General features: G+C 73.6%; 12 protein-coding genes. 2 read left to right on the plus strand and 10 right to left on the minus strand.

Features of this window, described 5'->3' with window-relative positions:
• Positions 1-25: 25 nt before the first annotated feature.
• The 3 genes from ABZW17_RS29810 to ABZW17_RS29820 all read right to left on the minus strand — a co-directional run bounded on the left by ABZW17_RS29810 (position 26) and on the right by ABZW17_RS29820 (position 3,548).
• Positions 26-1,378, minus strand: coding sequence for a sugar ABC transporter substrate-binding protein (locus tag ABZW17_RS29810; protein WP_354821461.1), 1,353 nt, complete (start codon positions 1,376-1,378; stop codon positions 26-28).
• Between the two features lie 515 nt (positions 1,379-1,893).
• Positions 1,894-2,886, minus strand: coding sequence for a LacI family DNA-binding transcriptional regulator (locus tag ABZW17_RS29815; RefSeq protein ID WP_354821464.1), 993 nt, complete (start codon positions 2,884-2,886; stop codon positions 1,894-1,896).
• A gap of 32 nt (positions 2,887-2,918) precedes the next feature.
• Complete coding sequence (locus tag ABZW17_RS29820; protein WP_354821467.1) at positions 2,919-3,548, minus strand: TetR/AcrR family transcriptional regulator; 630 nt, start codon at positions 3,546-3,548, stop codon at positions 2,919-2,921.
• A gap of 72 nt (positions 3,549-3,620) precedes the next feature.
• Here ABZW17_RS29820 and ABZW17_RS29825 point away from each other — a divergent pair, with 72 nt between their 5' ends.
• Together ABZW17_RS29825 and ABZW17_RS29830 are read left to right on the plus strand one after the other, a co-directional pair.
• Positions 3,621-3,989 carry a DUF1330 domain-containing protein gene (locus ABZW17_RS29825; RefSeq protein WP_354821470.1) on the plus strand — a complete coding sequence of 123 codons (369 nt, stop codon included), beginning with the start codon at positions 3,621-3,623 and terminating at the stop codon, positions 3,987-3,989.
• Positions 3,989-4,732, plus strand: a complete 744-nt coding sequence (locus tag ABZW17_RS29830; RefSeq protein ID WP_354821473.1) for an alpha/beta fold hydrolase — start codon at positions 3,989-3,991, stop codon at positions 4,730-4,732. Before ABZW17_RS29825 ends, ABZW17_RS29830 begins: the two co-directional genes overlap by 1 nt.
• Before the next feature lie 2 nt (positions 4,733-4,734).
• Here ABZW17_RS29830 and ABZW17_RS29835 read toward each other — a convergent pair whose 3' ends face one another.
• The 7 genes from ABZW17_RS29835 to ABZW17_RS29865 form a co-directional block, all read right to left on the minus strand.
• On the minus strand, positions 4,735-6,087 hold the full coding sequence (locus tag ABZW17_RS29835; RefSeq protein ID WP_354821476.1) for a cellulose binding domain-containing protein: 1,353 nt from the start codon (positions 6,085-6,087) through the stop codon (positions 4,735-4,737).
• A 152-nt stretch (positions 6,088-6,239) separates the two neighbouring features.
• Positions 6,240-6,800, minus strand: coding sequence for a maleylpyruvate isomerase family mycothiol-dependent enzyme (locus tag ABZW17_RS29840; protein WP_354821484.1), 561 nt, complete (start codon positions 6,798-6,800; stop codon positions 6,240-6,242).
• A 1-nt stretch (position 6,801) separates the two neighbouring features.
• On the minus strand, positions 6,802-7,290 hold the full coding sequence (locus ABZW17_RS29845) for an SRPBCC family protein (protein ID WP_354821487.1): 489 nt from the start codon (positions 7,288-7,290) through the stop codon (positions 6,802-6,804).
• On the minus strand, positions 7,287-7,646 hold the full coding sequence (locus ABZW17_RS29850; RefSeq protein WP_354821490.1) for a metalloregulator ArsR/SmtB family transcription factor: 360 nt from the start codon (positions 7,644-7,646) through the stop codon (positions 7,287-7,289). The genes ABZW17_RS29845 and ABZW17_RS29850 overlap by 4 nt, the downstream gene beginning before the upstream one ends.
• Before the next feature lie 128 nt (positions 7,647-7,774).
• Positions 7,775-8,104, minus strand: a complete 330-nt coding sequence (locus ABZW17_RS29855; RefSeq protein ID WP_354821493.1) for a helix-turn-helix domain-containing protein — start codon at positions 8,102-8,104, stop codon at positions 7,775-7,777.
• A 446-nt stretch (positions 8,105-8,550) separates the two neighbouring features.
• Entirely contained in the window at positions 8,551-11,829 is a 3,279-nt protein-coding gene (locus ABZW17_RS29860) for a DUF4132 domain-containing protein (RefSeq protein ID WP_354821496.1), read from the minus strand.
• A 90-nt stretch (positions 11,830-11,919) separates the two neighbouring features.
• Positions 11,920-13,587, minus strand: coding sequence for an alpha/beta fold hydrolase (locus tag ABZW17_RS29865; protein ID WP_354821672.1), 1,668 nt, complete (start codon positions 13,585-13,587; stop codon positions 11,920-11,922).
• Between the last annotated feature and the right edge of the window lie 140 nt (positions 13,588-13,727).

Genomic DNA, 13,727 nt, shown 5'->3' on the forward strand with positions numbered 1-13,727 from the left:
AGACGCTGCGACAACCATCGTCGCCCTACTTCGCCACGGGAATGGACTGGCGTTGCAGGTCGGTGATCGTCGCCGCGCCGGCTTCGGAAAGCGCCTTGCCGAGCGTGCCGTTGCCGGCGAGCGCGGCGCCGAACCCGTCCCGGACGTGGGCGTAGGTCTGTTCCATCGACGGGCCCCAGGTGAAGTCCTGGCTGACGCCCTTGCCCGCGTCGCGGAACACCGCGTCGACGTCCTGGCCGCCGAAGAACTGCGTGTTCTCGGGCGAGGCCTTCGCGTTCGCCTGGGCGTCGACGGTGGCGGGGTAGATGCCGCCCTGCGCGCTGAGGATGGCCAGGGCCTGCGGGTCGCTGTTGAGCCACAGCGCGAACTGCGCCGCTTCGGCCGGGTGCTTGGTGCCGGCGAAGACCGCCGTCGTCGAGCCGCCCCAGTTGCCCGAGCGCTGCTCGCCCTTGGTCCACTGCGGCAGCGGCGCGACGGCCCACTTCCCGGCGGTCGACGGCGCGGCCTTCGCGATCGTGCCGACGCCCCACACGGCCCCGGTCCAGGTGGCGATCTGCCCGGAGTCCAGCGCCTTGTTCCACGATTCCGAGAAACCCTGGTAGTTCGAGACCAGGCCCTGCGACAGCAGGTTCTGCCAGTAGTCGGCGACCTTGGTGGACGCCGGGTCGGTGAGGTTCACCTTCCACTGCTGGCCGTCCTGGGCGAACCAGTGCCCGCCCGCCTGCCAGACCAGGCCGGCGAACCAGTTGACGTCCTTCTGCGGGAAGTGCGTGATGGTGAGGTTCGGGTCGGCGGCGTGCAGCGTCTTGGCGGCCTGCGCGTACTCGTCCCAGGTCGTCGGCACCGGCACGTGGTACTTCTCGAACAGGTCCTTGCGGTAGAACAGCCCCATCGGGCCGGTGTCCTGCGGGATGGCGAAGACGCCGTCGCCGCCGACCGAGGCCTGCGCCCACGTCCAGTCGACGAACTTCGCCTTCGCGTCCGCGACGCCGGGGCAGCCCGAGATGTCCCGCAGGCCCTGCTGGACGCGGAACCCGGGCAGCGAGTCGAACTCGACCTGCCCGAGGTCCGGTGCCTGGCCGGCCTTCAGCGCGGTGAACATCTTGTTGTAGGTGCCCTGGTTGCCCTGCGGGGTCTGCTCGACGGTGACGTGGATGTCGGGGTGCCCCTGGTTCCACAGGGCGACGGCCTGGTCGATACCGGGCAGCCAGGACCAGAAGGAGAGGTCGACCTTGCCACCGGAGGGCGCACAGGCCGCGGCGGCGGGCGCGGCGGCGTCACTGCCGCCGCAGGCGGCGGTGGCCAGCGCAAGCCCGGCCGCGGCCAGGACGGCGCCGAGCCGGCGGAGCCGTCTTGTCGGGGGAGAGGTACGCACCATTGCGTTCGGTCCTTTCGGGGTGGCGGCGGAGTCAGCCGAGGCCCGGGATCGGGACGACCCGGGCTTCGGGAAGGTTCAGCAGGCGCGGAGTCCGGTGTGGACGGTGGTCTTGGCGGCGGATGGTTGGGTGCGCACCGCGGCCGGGGGACGGGTCGGTGCGAGGTTTGGGTGCTCGCGGGCCGGTACGGAGTTCTCATTGCGGCCCGGGCGCGGGGCGAGGTTCCGGCACCCCGGCGGCCCGGCGCGGAGGCAGTGTTGCCCACCGCGGCCCCGGCGGCTGAGCGCGAGGTTCTCGCACCCACCGCGGCCGCGCCTCGCAACCGTCCCCTCGCGACCGGCCCGGGCCCGCGGCAGCAAGCGGGGCCCGAGTGGTCCCGGATCGCCTGCGTGCATGCCCTTGTCTCCCTCTCCACCCGGTGTCGGGAACGTTCCCGGGAATGTTCCCGGCCCTGGTTCCCGGGGAGTATGCGCATCTCAGGGGGACGCCGTCAAGGGCGGCTTCGGCGGAACCGGCGTCAGGCGGTGGCGCGGGTGATCAACGAAACCGGCAGCGAGATCCGGTCGGCCGTGTCCGCGAGCAGGGCGCGGACCAGGGCCTGCCCGTGGTCGTACTTGTCGATCCGGACCGTGCTGAGCGGCGGGTTCAGGTAGGCCGACATCTCCAGGTCGTCGAACCCGACCACCGCGCAGTCACCCGGGACGGCGTGCCCGCGCGCGAGCACCGCCTGCACCGCGCCGATGCCCATCAGATCGTTGAACGCGAAGATGCCGTTGACCGCCGGCCACTCGTCCAGCAGCCGGCGGGCCGCCTCGGTGCCGCCGGCGATGCTCGGCGGGCCCTGCACGATCCGGGCCGAGACGTCGCCGAAGCCGTGGTCGGCGCAGGCGGCGAGGAAGGCCAGGCGCCGCTCGTCCACCGCCACCCCGACCGAGCTGTCCAGCATGCCGAGGCAGGCGTCCGGGCGCCGGGCGAGCAGCTCGACCGCGGCCGCGGTCCCGGCCGCGAAGTCGTTGCTCACCGAGGCCGCCACCTCGGTCGACAGCTCCCGGTCGGCGACGACCAGCGGCACCGAGCGCGCGTAGCCGGCCAGGACGTCTTCGGGCGTTCCGTAGAAGAACCCGACGACACCTCGCGCGGAGCGGGCCAGCGCGTCCTCGATGGCGTCGCGCTCGCGGCCCGGGTCGGCGTCGGTGTTGTACAGCACGACGCTGCACCCGGCGGCCTCCGCCGCGTCGTACACCCCGCGGGCCACGGCGGGGTAGAACGGGTTCGCGATGTCGGACACGACGAGCGCGATGACGTCCGAACGCTGGGTGCGCATGCCCTTCGCCAGCGCGCTCGGCCGGTAGCCCAGCCGGCTCGCGGCGGCCAGCACGCGGTCGCGGGTTTCGGGCGCGATCTCCGGCAGGTCGCGCAGCGCGCGCGAAACGGTCTGCCGGCCCACCCCGGCCGCCTTGGCCACGTCTTCGATCGTCACGCGCTTGATCCGCGGCAGCCGCCCGGTCACCCGCCACCTCCCTCCGCGGTCCGACGAAGAGCCTAAGGGGTCGCCGGTGTCCCGGCGGAGGAAGCCGGTCGCAGGGCGCGGCGCCAGTGCTCGGTGACGCTCCGGCGCAGCGCCCCGGTGTCGACGCTCGCCGGGTCGAGCAGCCGCTGCAGCGCGATCCCGCGCAGCTGCCCCACGACGGCGGTCGCGGCTTCGGCCGGGACGATCCCCGCGTCGATCGTCCCGGCCGCGATCCCGGCTTCGACGTCTTCGCGCAGGTCGGCGCGGAAGGCCGCGTCCCGCTCGCGGAAGATCGGCGCCAGCTCCGGCTGGGTGGCGGAGTCCGCCCACAGCAGCAGGAACGCCCGGTTGAACACCCCGATCCGGCCGAGCTCGCCGAGGTAGCCGTCGATCAGCCGCAGCAGGCGGCCGAGCCCCGGCGGCACGTCCTCGAGGCCGGGGACGAATCCGGTCTGCGTGGCCCGCGCCAGCCGTTCGACCAGCGCCTGCTTGCCGCCGAAGTGGTGGGTGACGATCCCGCGGCTGTACCCCGCGCGTTCCCCGACGCGGGCGAGCGTCAGCGAACGCACGCCCTGCTCGACGACGAGTTCGGCGGCGGCGGTCAGGAGCGCGGTTTCGGCCTGGTCACGGCGTTCCTGCTGGGTGCGGCGGCTGGTCGGCATGCCACCAGCGTAGCAAAGTAACTTGCGTGTCGACAAACAAGTATGTGTATGGTGGCGGCCAAGGAGGCCCTGATGATCGAAATCGAAGACCACGCTCTCGACACCCTGCTCGCCGAGGACCCCGGTGGCCCGGTCGTGATGCTCAACCTGCTGCGGTTCCGCCCGGACGGTGGCCGCGAGAGCTACGGGCGGTACGTCGAAGCCCTGAACCGCGGGCTGAACACCCGCTACGGCCTGACGGTCGAGTTCCTGGGCGACGGCGGCCGCGCCCTCGTCGCCGAGGACGGGCAGGCGTGGGACACGGTGGCGCTGGTGCGCTACCCGGACCGGAAGACGTTCGCCGCGATGGTCCGCGACCCCGAATACCAGGCGATCGGCCACCTGCGCACCGAAGCGCTGCTGGAATCGGTCCTGCAGCCGACCACGCCGGCCGGTCCGTGATGCCCGCGGTGTTCGTCCACGGCAACCCCGAGACGGCGGCGGTCTGGGACCTGCTGCTGGCGGAGCTCCCGCGGTCCGACGTGGTCCGCCTGTCACCGCCCGGGTTCGGCGCCCCGCTGCCGCCCGGGTTCGAGGCGACCCACGCCGGCTACCGCGACTGGCTGGCCGCCGAGCTGGCGGCGTTCGGCGAGCCGGTGGACCTGGTGGGCCACGACCTCGGCGGCGGGCACGTCGTGAACGTCGTCCTGAGCCACCCGGACCTGGTCCGCAGCTGGGTCAGCGACGCGCTCGGGATGTACGACCCGGGCTACGAGTGGCACGAACTCGCCCGCCGCTGGCAGACGCCGGGAGCCGGCGAGGCCGACGTCGCGGCGCGGTTCGGCGGCACGGCCGCGGACCGCGCGGCGGTGCTGGTGGCGCGGGGGATGGGCGAAGCCGTCGCGGCCCGGGTCGCGGAGGGGCAGGACGAGGCGATGGGCCGGGCGGTACTCACCCTGTACCGGTCCGCCGCCGTGGGTGTGCCCGGCCTGGGCCTGCCGCTGGAACGCGCGGCGGCCCGGCCGGGGCTGGCCGTGCTGGCCACGGCCGACCACGTCTCCGGGACCGAGGACCAACGCCGCCGTTCGGCGGCCCGCGCCGGTGCGCGGGTCGCCGAGCTCGACGGCCTCGGCCACTGGTGGATGACCCACGACCCGGCCCGCGCCGCCGCGGCGCTGACCGGGTTCTGGGCCACCGTCCCCTGAGGTCAGCGGGCGGCGCAGGCCAGTCCGGAGAGAGGCTGGGCGGCACCGGACACCGTGGCGCCCCAGGTCGTCGTGGCTCCGGCGGCCAGGGTCCCGTTGTAGGACTGGTTGGCCGCCTGCACCTGCCGGCCGGTCTGGGTCAGCGCGGCGTTCCAGGAGTTGGTCACCTGCTGGGTGTCCGGGAACGTGAACGACGTGGTCCAGCCCGAAACCGCGGCCGAGCCGGTGTTCCGCACGGTGAACTGCAGCTGGTACCCGCCGTTCCAGGTGGACGTGACCGCGGCGGTCGCCGTGCAGGCCATCCCGGCCGGCGTGGTCGTCGTCGTGGTCGGGACCGTCGGCGTGGTGGGCGTCGTGGTCGGGACCGTCGGCGTGGTGGGCGTCGTGGGTGTGGTCGTCGGGGTGCCGGTGCCGGTCGTGTAGCTGATGGCGGTGTAGGCGGGTCCGCACCCCGAAAGGCACTGGTCCGGCAGCGTGAACCGGTAGACGCGGCCGTCGTTGACGAGCGCGTCGCTCGCGTCGCGGACCCGGATCGCGTAGGCGGTGCCGGCGGTGGCGGTCGGGCCGATGAGGAACGCCTGGCCCAGATCGCTGTCCGGTTGCGCCGGCTGCCACGTGCCGTCGGCGCCGAGGAACTCCACGCCGTGCACGCCGTTGGGCAGGTGCGACACGGCGATGGCCGTCCAATACCGTTGCGCCCCTTGGAGGAAGCCGAGCTTCAGGTCGCCGGTGTAGCTCGGCGCGGGCACGTAGGACCACGAGACGTGCCGGTTGTTCCAGTGCGCGGGGTTCATGTCCCCGACCGGGGCACCGTTCTTGACGAACCGGTTCAGCGACGCCGTCGACAGGTCGAGGTGGGCGGGATCGTCGCGGCACCAGGCGTTCGAATCGCCGCAGCTGTCCGCCACGACCATGGTCAGCTGGGCGCCCGCGTAACCGTCGGTCACCCAGGACCCGTTGCGGCAGAACGGTTGTCCCGGTGCGCCGTCGTTGACGCCGGTGCAGTAGTCGCCGATGGTGACCTGCACGAACCGCCCGCAGTTGCGGCCGTTGTCCCACAGCCCGATCTTGGCGGCCTGCGCCGGCGGGATCGGCCGCGGGTAGAAGCCGTAGTCACCGGGGGTGTTGTAGACGTTGAGGGCGACGAAATCCGGCGAGTCGAGCTGGTCCTGGGGCAGGCCGCAGCCGCCGTAGGGGGCGCCGAGTGCGTCGAAGTGGGTGGCGTTGCCGGTCAGCGGGGCCGCCGGTGCGGCGCCCGAGGGCCACGGCCACAGCACGGAAACCCCCAGCACCAGCAGGGCGACCGCGGCGAGCACGGCCGGCCGCGCGGCACCCCGGCGGGAGGCGGATCCCATGGACTCTCCTTCCGCCTTTCGTGCCGGGGCAGGCGGAAGCGACCCCGGCGGCGACTTCTGGAAGCGCTCCCAGAGTCCTCCGGGGACCGGCGGTTGTCAATCTTTGCGGTGCGCCGCGGCGGCACGCGCACCCGGCGCGTGCCGCCGTCCGCTCAGGGCCGCCAGGCGGGGTCGCGGCCGAGGAAGCCGATCAGCCGGTCCTGCGCCGAGGCGTCGGCGGCCACCGGCACCGCCGGGCCGAACTGGCCGCTGCCGCGCAGCAGCTCCTCCATCGGCTGCATCCCGGCCAGGGTGGCGGCGCAGCGCTCCTCGCCGAGGTCGGGTTCGCGGCCGAGCGCCTTGGCGAGATCCCAGCTGTGCATCCAGATGTCGTTGGTGTAGAACTGGTCGATCGCCTCGTCCACCGGCCGGTCGCCGGTGTGCGGGTTGCTGAGCACCCGCCCGGCGGGGTCCTCGACGATGGCCTGGATGTCGGCGACGTGCTGCTTCCAGGCGCCGGCCGGGTCGCCTTCGACGGCCAGGGCCGGCAGGGCGATCCCGGCCCCGCCGAGGAACGCCCGCGGCCATTCGACCAGGTGCCGCACGACGTCGAGCGCCGTCCACCCGTCGACCGGGCTGGGCCGCGCCCAGTCGGCGGCCGAAGCCGACTCCGTCAGCTCGGTGAACCGGGCGGCGTCGTGCGCGTGCCGCTGCGCGGGTCCGGTGGGTGTCATGTCACGCCTCCTTGGCGAGCAGTGCGTCGAGCTTGGCGTAGCCCTCGGTGAGACCGGTGTTCATGCCGCTCGCCAGCATGCCGTCCCGGGTTTCGAAGTCCTGCACGACACTCAGCACCTGCAGCCGGGTCCGGCCGCCCGCGAGTGCTTCGAGGGTCAGGGTTTCCAGGGCGACGCCGTCGGGCTCGCCGTCGTAGGTGAACGTCCACACGATCCGCTCGTCCGGCCGCACGTCGTGGAAACTGCCGTGGAAGGCGGCGATCTCTTCGCCGTCCCGGTCGTTGGCGAAGGCCCACGCGCCGCCGGCCCGCGCGTCCCACCGCGTGATCCTCGTGGTGACCGAGTGCGGCCCGATCCACTGCGCGTAGAGCTCGGGGTCGACGTGGGCGCGGAACACGAGTCCGGGGGCCGCGTCGAACTCCCGGACGATCCGGATCGTCGGGACCCGCCCGTCGGCCTGGATCTCGGTTTCGTGTTTCGCCATGGTCATGATGCGTCCTCGCGGGCTGGGGCTGCGTCGCCGGCCATCCGGCCGAGCAGGGCGTCGAGCCGCTGGTAGCGCTCTTCGGCCTGCCGCCGGTACCGGTCGATCCACTTCGTCATCAGGTCGAACACCTCGGCGTCCAGGTGGACCGGCCGGCGTTGGGCATCCTTGCTGCGCGTCACCAGGCCGGCCTCTTCGAGCACTTTCACGTGCTTGGAGACCGCCTGCAGGCTCATGGCGTACGGCTCGGCCAGTTCGCCGACGGTCGCGTCCGCCCCGGCCAGCCGGGCCACCAGATCGCGCCGGGTCGGATCGGCCAGCGCCGCGAACACCCGGTTGAGCCGTTCGGTGCCTTCGTCCACCTGTCTTCTCAACTCCTCGGTTGAGCACGAACCTAGAGGCCGGAGCGCGGGTTGTCAACCTGGTGGTTGAGAAGCTTGCGCCTGGCCGGCATGGCAGGTCGGGGGTCCACGGTGGACAGCCGAGCGGGTCAGCTGTCAGGTTCGGCCGGCCGGGAACGGTTGAGGGAGCGTGCTTCGTGGAGCTGGTCTTCGAGGGAGACGATCCGGCACGCGGCGTCGATGGCGGTGCCCTGGTCGACCAGTTCGCGGGCCCGGGCGGCCAGGCGCAGCTGGTGCCGCGAGTACCGGCGGTGCCCACCGGCGGATCGCTGTGGCGTGATCAGGCCCGCCTCGCCGAGGCTGCGCAGGAAACCCTGGGTGGTGCCCAGCATGTCCGCGGCCCGGCCCATGGTGTAGCCGGGGTAGTGCTCGTCGTCGAACTTGCCGGGCTCCGCCGGTCTTTCCCGGTCGGGGATCATTCCACCTCCACATCGAGAAAGGACCCCGGGTGCCGTGGGTGGCACCCGGGGTCCTCGAAGGTTGGGTATCACTACTGCCGGCCGGCGTGACCGCCGGCTTCCTGCACCCGCGCCGAACGGCGCGGGGATCGCTTTTCCGTGACCGAGCACCACCTCCGAACTCGATGGGACTGCGGACCCGCGCGGCGACGAGCCGCTGCGGGCGATCCAGTGATGTTCCCGTGCCTTCCTTCCCGTCTGGTCTCTCTCGGTACGAGCAGAACATTACCTCCGGCCGCGGGGGAATGTCTACCTTCGCCAGCAGAGATTTTCTGATTCGCGCGGACGCGGGACACCGGCGTCGGGCGCGCCGGTCAGCCGGTCGCCGGCGTAGGCCCAGGTCGGCGCCGGGGCGCCCATCGACGGGGCCGGCCCGGCCACCGCGGTGACGTGGTGGCCGGGCCAGGTCAGCGGGTCAGCTCCGCCAGCTCCGTGATCAGCTCCGACGCCGTCACCGGGTCCAGCTCGCCGAAGACGCGGGTGCCTCGGGATGCCCGCGTGCCGGTGGCCGGCTCGTCGAGCCGGATCGCGGTGAGGGTCTGCTCCGGCTCCTCCGCCGGGAGGCCGACCGCGATGCCCGGTTCGAGGTTCACCACCACCGCGCCGCCACCGGGGAGGGGGCGGAGGATCTCGTGCTCGATTCCGTTGTCCCGGACCGGGCCGCGGACCCAGCCGCGCTGGGTGAGGCCGAGGAGCTTGCCCACCGGGACCGTGCGGTTCTCGAACCGCTTCAACGCCGGGGCGGCCCGCTCGGCCTCGTCGAGGGCCGCGACCGGGCGGGCGAGCTGGGGGAACGGCTGCCGGATCCCGAGCCCGGCGAACCGCTCCGACCAGGCCGGCAGCTCGCCGGCGAGCTCCAGCGGGTGGGGCACGCCGACATCGGCTGTCGCGGGGAGGACGTACTCCTCGTCCCGCACGTCGATGTACGTGCCGCTGTCCGTGCAGCGGAAGGTCCGGCCGCCCGTGGTGCGCCAGACGAGCCGGCGGACCAGGTGCCCCAGCAGCGGGTGCCCGGCCAGCAGCTCGGCGAACTCCGCGGCCGGCCACCGGCGGCCCAGGACCATCGCCGACTCCAGCCGCGGGATCTGCTCCGCGGCGACCGCGCGGACCTCCTTCTTGAGCGCGGAGAACCGTTTGTACTCGGCGGCGGCCCACTCGGCGTCGTCCTTCGCACCCGGCTTCGGCACTGCCTTGAGGCGCCGGCCGTTCTCGTCCGTGACGGAGGGGCGGAGCTGCTCGTCGAAGGCGAGCGCGAACCGCCGGGTGCCGTAGTCGATCACCGCCGTCTCGGGCTCGTCGAGGCCGAGCGTGGGCACCAGGCGGTCGGCCAGCTGCCCGGCCGACAGCCCGAGCCCGGCCGCGACCGCCGCGATCTTCTCCTGCGCCCGGAGCTTGAGGGCCTTGAACTTCACCTTCTGCGCCAGCGAGTTCAGGTGCGTCAGGGCGACGTCGGTGCCGATGCCGGCGAGCACGTCGAGCGCGGCCGCCGCCCGGGCGTGCCCGCCTTCGCCCGGCCACGCCCGGATCAGCGGGCTCAGCCCGCGCACCACCTCGTCGTCACCCAGCTCGGCCAGCGCGGTGAGCACCCAGGCGTCCTTGGCCGGGTAGTCCGCGGCCCGCCACCGCCCGAACACCGCCCAGGCGAACTCGGCGAGCGAACCGGGGTCGCACGTGTCGCGAAGCTGCGCCACGCCCGGGTAGACCTCGTCCGGCTTCGACAGGGCGAGCATCGTCAGCACGTGCGGGACGGCCGCCTCCGGCAGCGCGTGTTCGCCGCCGCGGACACGGATCTGCGGCAGCACCGCCGGGTCCGCCCAGGCGCCGGGGACCGGGATCCGCGCCGGCAGGATCTCCAGCGGGTCGGCGGCCAGCACGCCCGCGACGGCGTCGGCGGCTTCGGCACCGTGGGCGGCCGCGGCGGCCACCACCGCCGCCTCGTGCCCGCTGCGGGCCAGCACCCGCAGCGCGGACTCGGCGGCGTGCCGGTGCTTGCCCGCCGGTCCCAGGGCCGGTGGCACCAGGTACGCGGCGGCGTCGGCGGCGTGCCGCCCGAGCCACGCCAGCGCGACCGGCTTGGCCGTCTTCAGCCGGACCAGCCAGTCCGCCACCAGCCCGGCGATCTCCGGGCTCGCGTACGGCAGCAGCACTTCACCGCACAGCGCCGGGCTCGCCTTCGCGACCGCCACCAGGGGCCGGTACGCGAGCAGCCCGTGCCGGCTCGCCAGGACGCGGCCCCAGAGTTCGCCCTCCCACGGGTCGCTGGGCCGCCAGCCTTCGAGCCGCTCGCGCACCCACGCGTCCGGGGCGTCCAGGAACAGGATCGACGCGTACCACCCCACCAGCTTCCCCGCGTCGTACTCCGCGGCCGCCCGCCGCCAGCCGCCGTGCAGGCCGCGGTGCATCCGCGTGCGCCGCTCGGCCCAGCCGGCCTGTTCCCCGGGCCGCCACCGGAGTTTCGGCTCGGCGTCGACGCTCAGTCCGTTGAGGACGAACGGTTTCGCCGCGGCCCGCCGGTTCACCCACGGCGGGTCCACGAGCACCCGCGGCAGGACGTCACCGGACACCGCCGGCAGCCGGTCTTCGCCGCCCAGCACCCGTTCGACCAGGGCACGCTCCTCGCCCGCGAGATCGGGGAGAACACCGGCCGGATGGGCCGCGACGTGGGACCGCAGCAGGAAACCCGCCTCCCCGGCGTATCCCGCCTTCGACGTGGCGGCCCGGGCCAGCAACCGGCCCGCGCGCACCGGATCACGGCCCATCGCCGCGAAGAGGGCCTGCTGCACGTGTTTCTGCCCCAGCCGCGCGACCAGGAGCTCGAACGCCTCGTCACCCGGAAGCTCCGCGAGCACGGCCAGCAGCTTCTTGCGCGAGTCACCGCCGTTCGGGTCGGCGTCGGCCGCGCGGGCGAACGCGGGCGCCGAGGCGGCACCCAGCCCGTCCAGGAGCGTGCGGCGGCCTTCTTCGTCCATGAGACGCCAGTGGAGCATCGCGGTGGGGACGGCTTCGAGCTGGGCGGGTGTCGACAGCGAGTGCAGCACCGAGCGCCAGTCGAACCCGTAGTCTTCGAGCGACGCGGTTTCCGCGGCCACTTCGTCGGCCCAGTCTTCGCGCGTGGGCACCAGGTACGACGCCACCACCCTGCCGGTCAGGTCGGTGCGAGTGCCCGCCAGCGCCTCGGTCGCCGCCTCGTACTCGGCTTCCGTGGCGGCGGCGAGAATCCCGCGCAACCGCCGGAACAGCGGGTGGCGCACGGTCTCGAAGTACGGCTTCAGGCCGGTTCGCCGCCGCAGGAACGGCGTGGCCCCATAGTGTTCGACGTGGACGATCCGGGCCAGCCCGGCCGCGGCCCGCACCGCGAACGCGGGCCCCCGCGGCCACCACGCGTCGGCGATCCACCACGAGGTGACCCTGCCGCCGGGCTTCTTCGCGAGACCGCACTGCAGCAGCTCGGCCAAGACAGCCGCGCCCAGCACGCTCCCATCACCCGCCAGTGCGGCTTCGACCAGCTCCGCATCGCTGTCCGGATTGGACAAGGCGGCGGTCGCCACCGCATCCCCGGCGAGCGCGGCCCGCCACCAGGCAGCCGCCTCCGCCACCGGCTCGACGCCCGGCGGGGCCGCCCCACCGCGCCGCACGTGGACGGCCGAACCCCGCGACGGATCCGGTGCGAACGTCGTCTCGCTCACTGGTTTCCCCCTCTGATCGACACGGCCCGAAGGCTACGGGAGGGGTACGACAGTTTCCGGACGTCCGCAGCTCGGGGCCGGTTTCCGGGGTCAGCGGTCGCGGTTGACCGCGCTGATGTCGTCCTGAAGGCGTTCCCGCGCGGTCGAAAGCGAGTCACGCGCCGCGGGCACCGACGGCTCGGCCGGCAGGCCCGCCGGGCCCGGCACCGGGAACACCTGGTGCTCGCCGGGCAGGGGGACGCCGGGGCAGATGGTGGCCGCCGGGCGTGCGCCGCCGAGGAAGAAGCCGTTCACCAGATCGTCCACACAGGAATTGCCGCTGACGGCGTACTGGCCGTGGAAGGGCGAATCCGCCACCGAGATCATCGGGATCCCGGCCGCCCGCGCCGCCGCCTCCGCCTGCTCGTAACCGGTCTGCGGGTCGAATTCGCCCTGCACCACCAGGATGTTCTTCGCCGCCCGAGGCGAAAGCTTCGGCAGGTCGTGCTGCGGCGGGTCGGACCAGAAACCGCACGCCTCGCTCAGGCCGTACGCCCAGCCGAACAGCGGGTAGGCCGGCCCCTGCAGGTCGCTGAGCAGCTTGTACCAGCTCGCCGTCCGCGTCGGCTGGTCGCCGCAGGCCACGGCCAGCCGCGTCCCCGGGACGTCGGCGTAGTCGGGCTCCGGCGGGTCCGCCGCGACGTCGGCGGCCGTCAGCCGGTCCGCCGGACGGCCGAAGACCGCGCGCGAGGCCCTGTCGAGGTCGCTGCGCAGCGCGGCGGGCGGCGGGGTGGCGGTGCCGTCCATCGCCGCCGCCCCCTTCGTGAGGACCAGCGCGCCGGTCATCCACTGCCGGGTGCTGCCGTTGCCGACGAAGACCGAGTCGAAGACGTCCGGTGGCACGCCCTTGGCCTTGAAGAAGGTGCGCAGCCGCTCCCACTTCGCCCGGACCTCGACGGCGGTCCTGCCGAGCTGGTCCGGGAACCGCCGCGCCAGCCACGGCGCGTAGACGCCGTCGAACTGGCGCTGGTCGATCTTCGGGAACGCTTCGAACGCGGCCTGCAGCCGGCCCTCGAAGTTCACGCTGGAGTCGAGGACCAGCTTCCCCGCGCGGTCGGGGAACAGCGACGCGTACTTCGCCCCGAGCCAGGTGCCGTAGGAGAAACCGAGGTAGTTCAGCTTCTCGTCGCCCAGCAGCGCGCGGATCAGGTCCATGTCGTGCGTGGTCTGCCAGGTGGTGACGAACGGCGCGAGCGCGTCGCTCTGGCACGCCTCGGCCAGCACGCGCGGGGTCCGCTGGTGCACGGCGATGCTGGCCGCCGAGCGGTCGCGGGCGTCGAGGTCGTCGTCGTCCGCGGGCAGCCGGCCCAGCGGCACGCGGCAGACGTACCCCTTGTCCTCGCCGCCTTCCTGGCCGGTCCCGCGGGGATCCATGCCGATCAGGTCGTAGTGCTCGTTCAGCGCCGGTTCCAGGCTCGCCAGCGCGCCGGCCAGCGACGTGCCCTGGCCGCCGGGCCCGCCCGGGTTCACCAGGATCGCACCCTGCCGGGTCGCGGTGGCCGCCGCGCGGCTGATCGAGACCTGCAGGTCGGTGCCGGCCGAGGGCGCCGCCCAGTCCCGCGGGACCGTGATCCGGGCGCACTGCGCGGCCCGGGCGTGGGTGCCCTGCTTGAAGGGGCAGGCGCCCCAGGCGACCTGCTGGCCCCGGTAGGGCGCGAGCGGGTCGGGCGTGGTCGCGGCGGCGGGCGCCGTGGCCGCCACCAGGACCGAGACGGCCACCGCCAGCCCTGCTCGGGACGTTCGCACCGCAGTTTCCTTCCTCACGCACCGGCCGGGCAAGATCCAATCACGCCCGGTGGGGCAGCGGCAGCGCGGAGCCGCGGCTCGCCGGGCGGATTCCTTCGATCCGGTGAACGCCT

The organism is Amycolatopsis sp. NPDC004625, assembly GCF_040609695.1.
Classification (GTDB): domain Bacteria; phylum Actinomycetota; class Actinomycetes; order Mycobacteriales; family Pseudonocardiaceae; genus Amycolatopsis.

Bases quoted from the DNA above. Each gene is read 5' to 3' on its own strand.
- ABZW17_RS29855 (WP_354821493.1), bottom strand. From the start codon at position 8,104: ATGATCCCCGACCGGGAAAGACCGGCGGAGCCCGGCAAGTTCGACGAC.
- ABZW17_RS29830 (WP_354821473.1), top strand. From the start codon at position 3,989: ATGCCCGCGGTGTTCGTCCACGGCAACCCCGAGACGGCGGCGGTCTGG.
- ABZW17_RS29840 (WP_354821484.1), bottom strand. From the start codon at position 6,800: ATGACACCCACCGGACCCGCGCAGCGGCACGCGCACGACGCCGCCCGG.
- ABZW17_RS29835 (WP_354821476.1), bottom strand. From the start codon at position 6,087: ATGGGATCCGCCTCCCGCCGGGGTGCCGCGCGGCCGGCCGTGCTCGCC.
- ABZW17_RS29810 (WP_354821461.1), bottom strand. From the start codon at position 1,378: ATGGTGCGTACCTCTCCCCCGACAAGACGGCTCCGCCGGCTCGGCGCC.
- ABZW17_RS29845 (WP_354821487.1), bottom strand. From the start codon at position 7,290: ATGACCATGGCGAAACACGAAACCGAGATCCAGGCCGACGGGCGGGTC.
- ABZW17_RS29820 (WP_354821467.1), bottom strand. From the start codon at position 3,548: ATGCCGACCAGCCGCCGCACCCAGCAGGAACGCCGTGACCAGGCCGAA.
- ABZW17_RS29825 (WP_354821470.1), top strand. From the start codon at position 3,621: ATGATCGAAATCGAAGACCACGCTCTCGACACCCTGCTCGCCGAGGAC.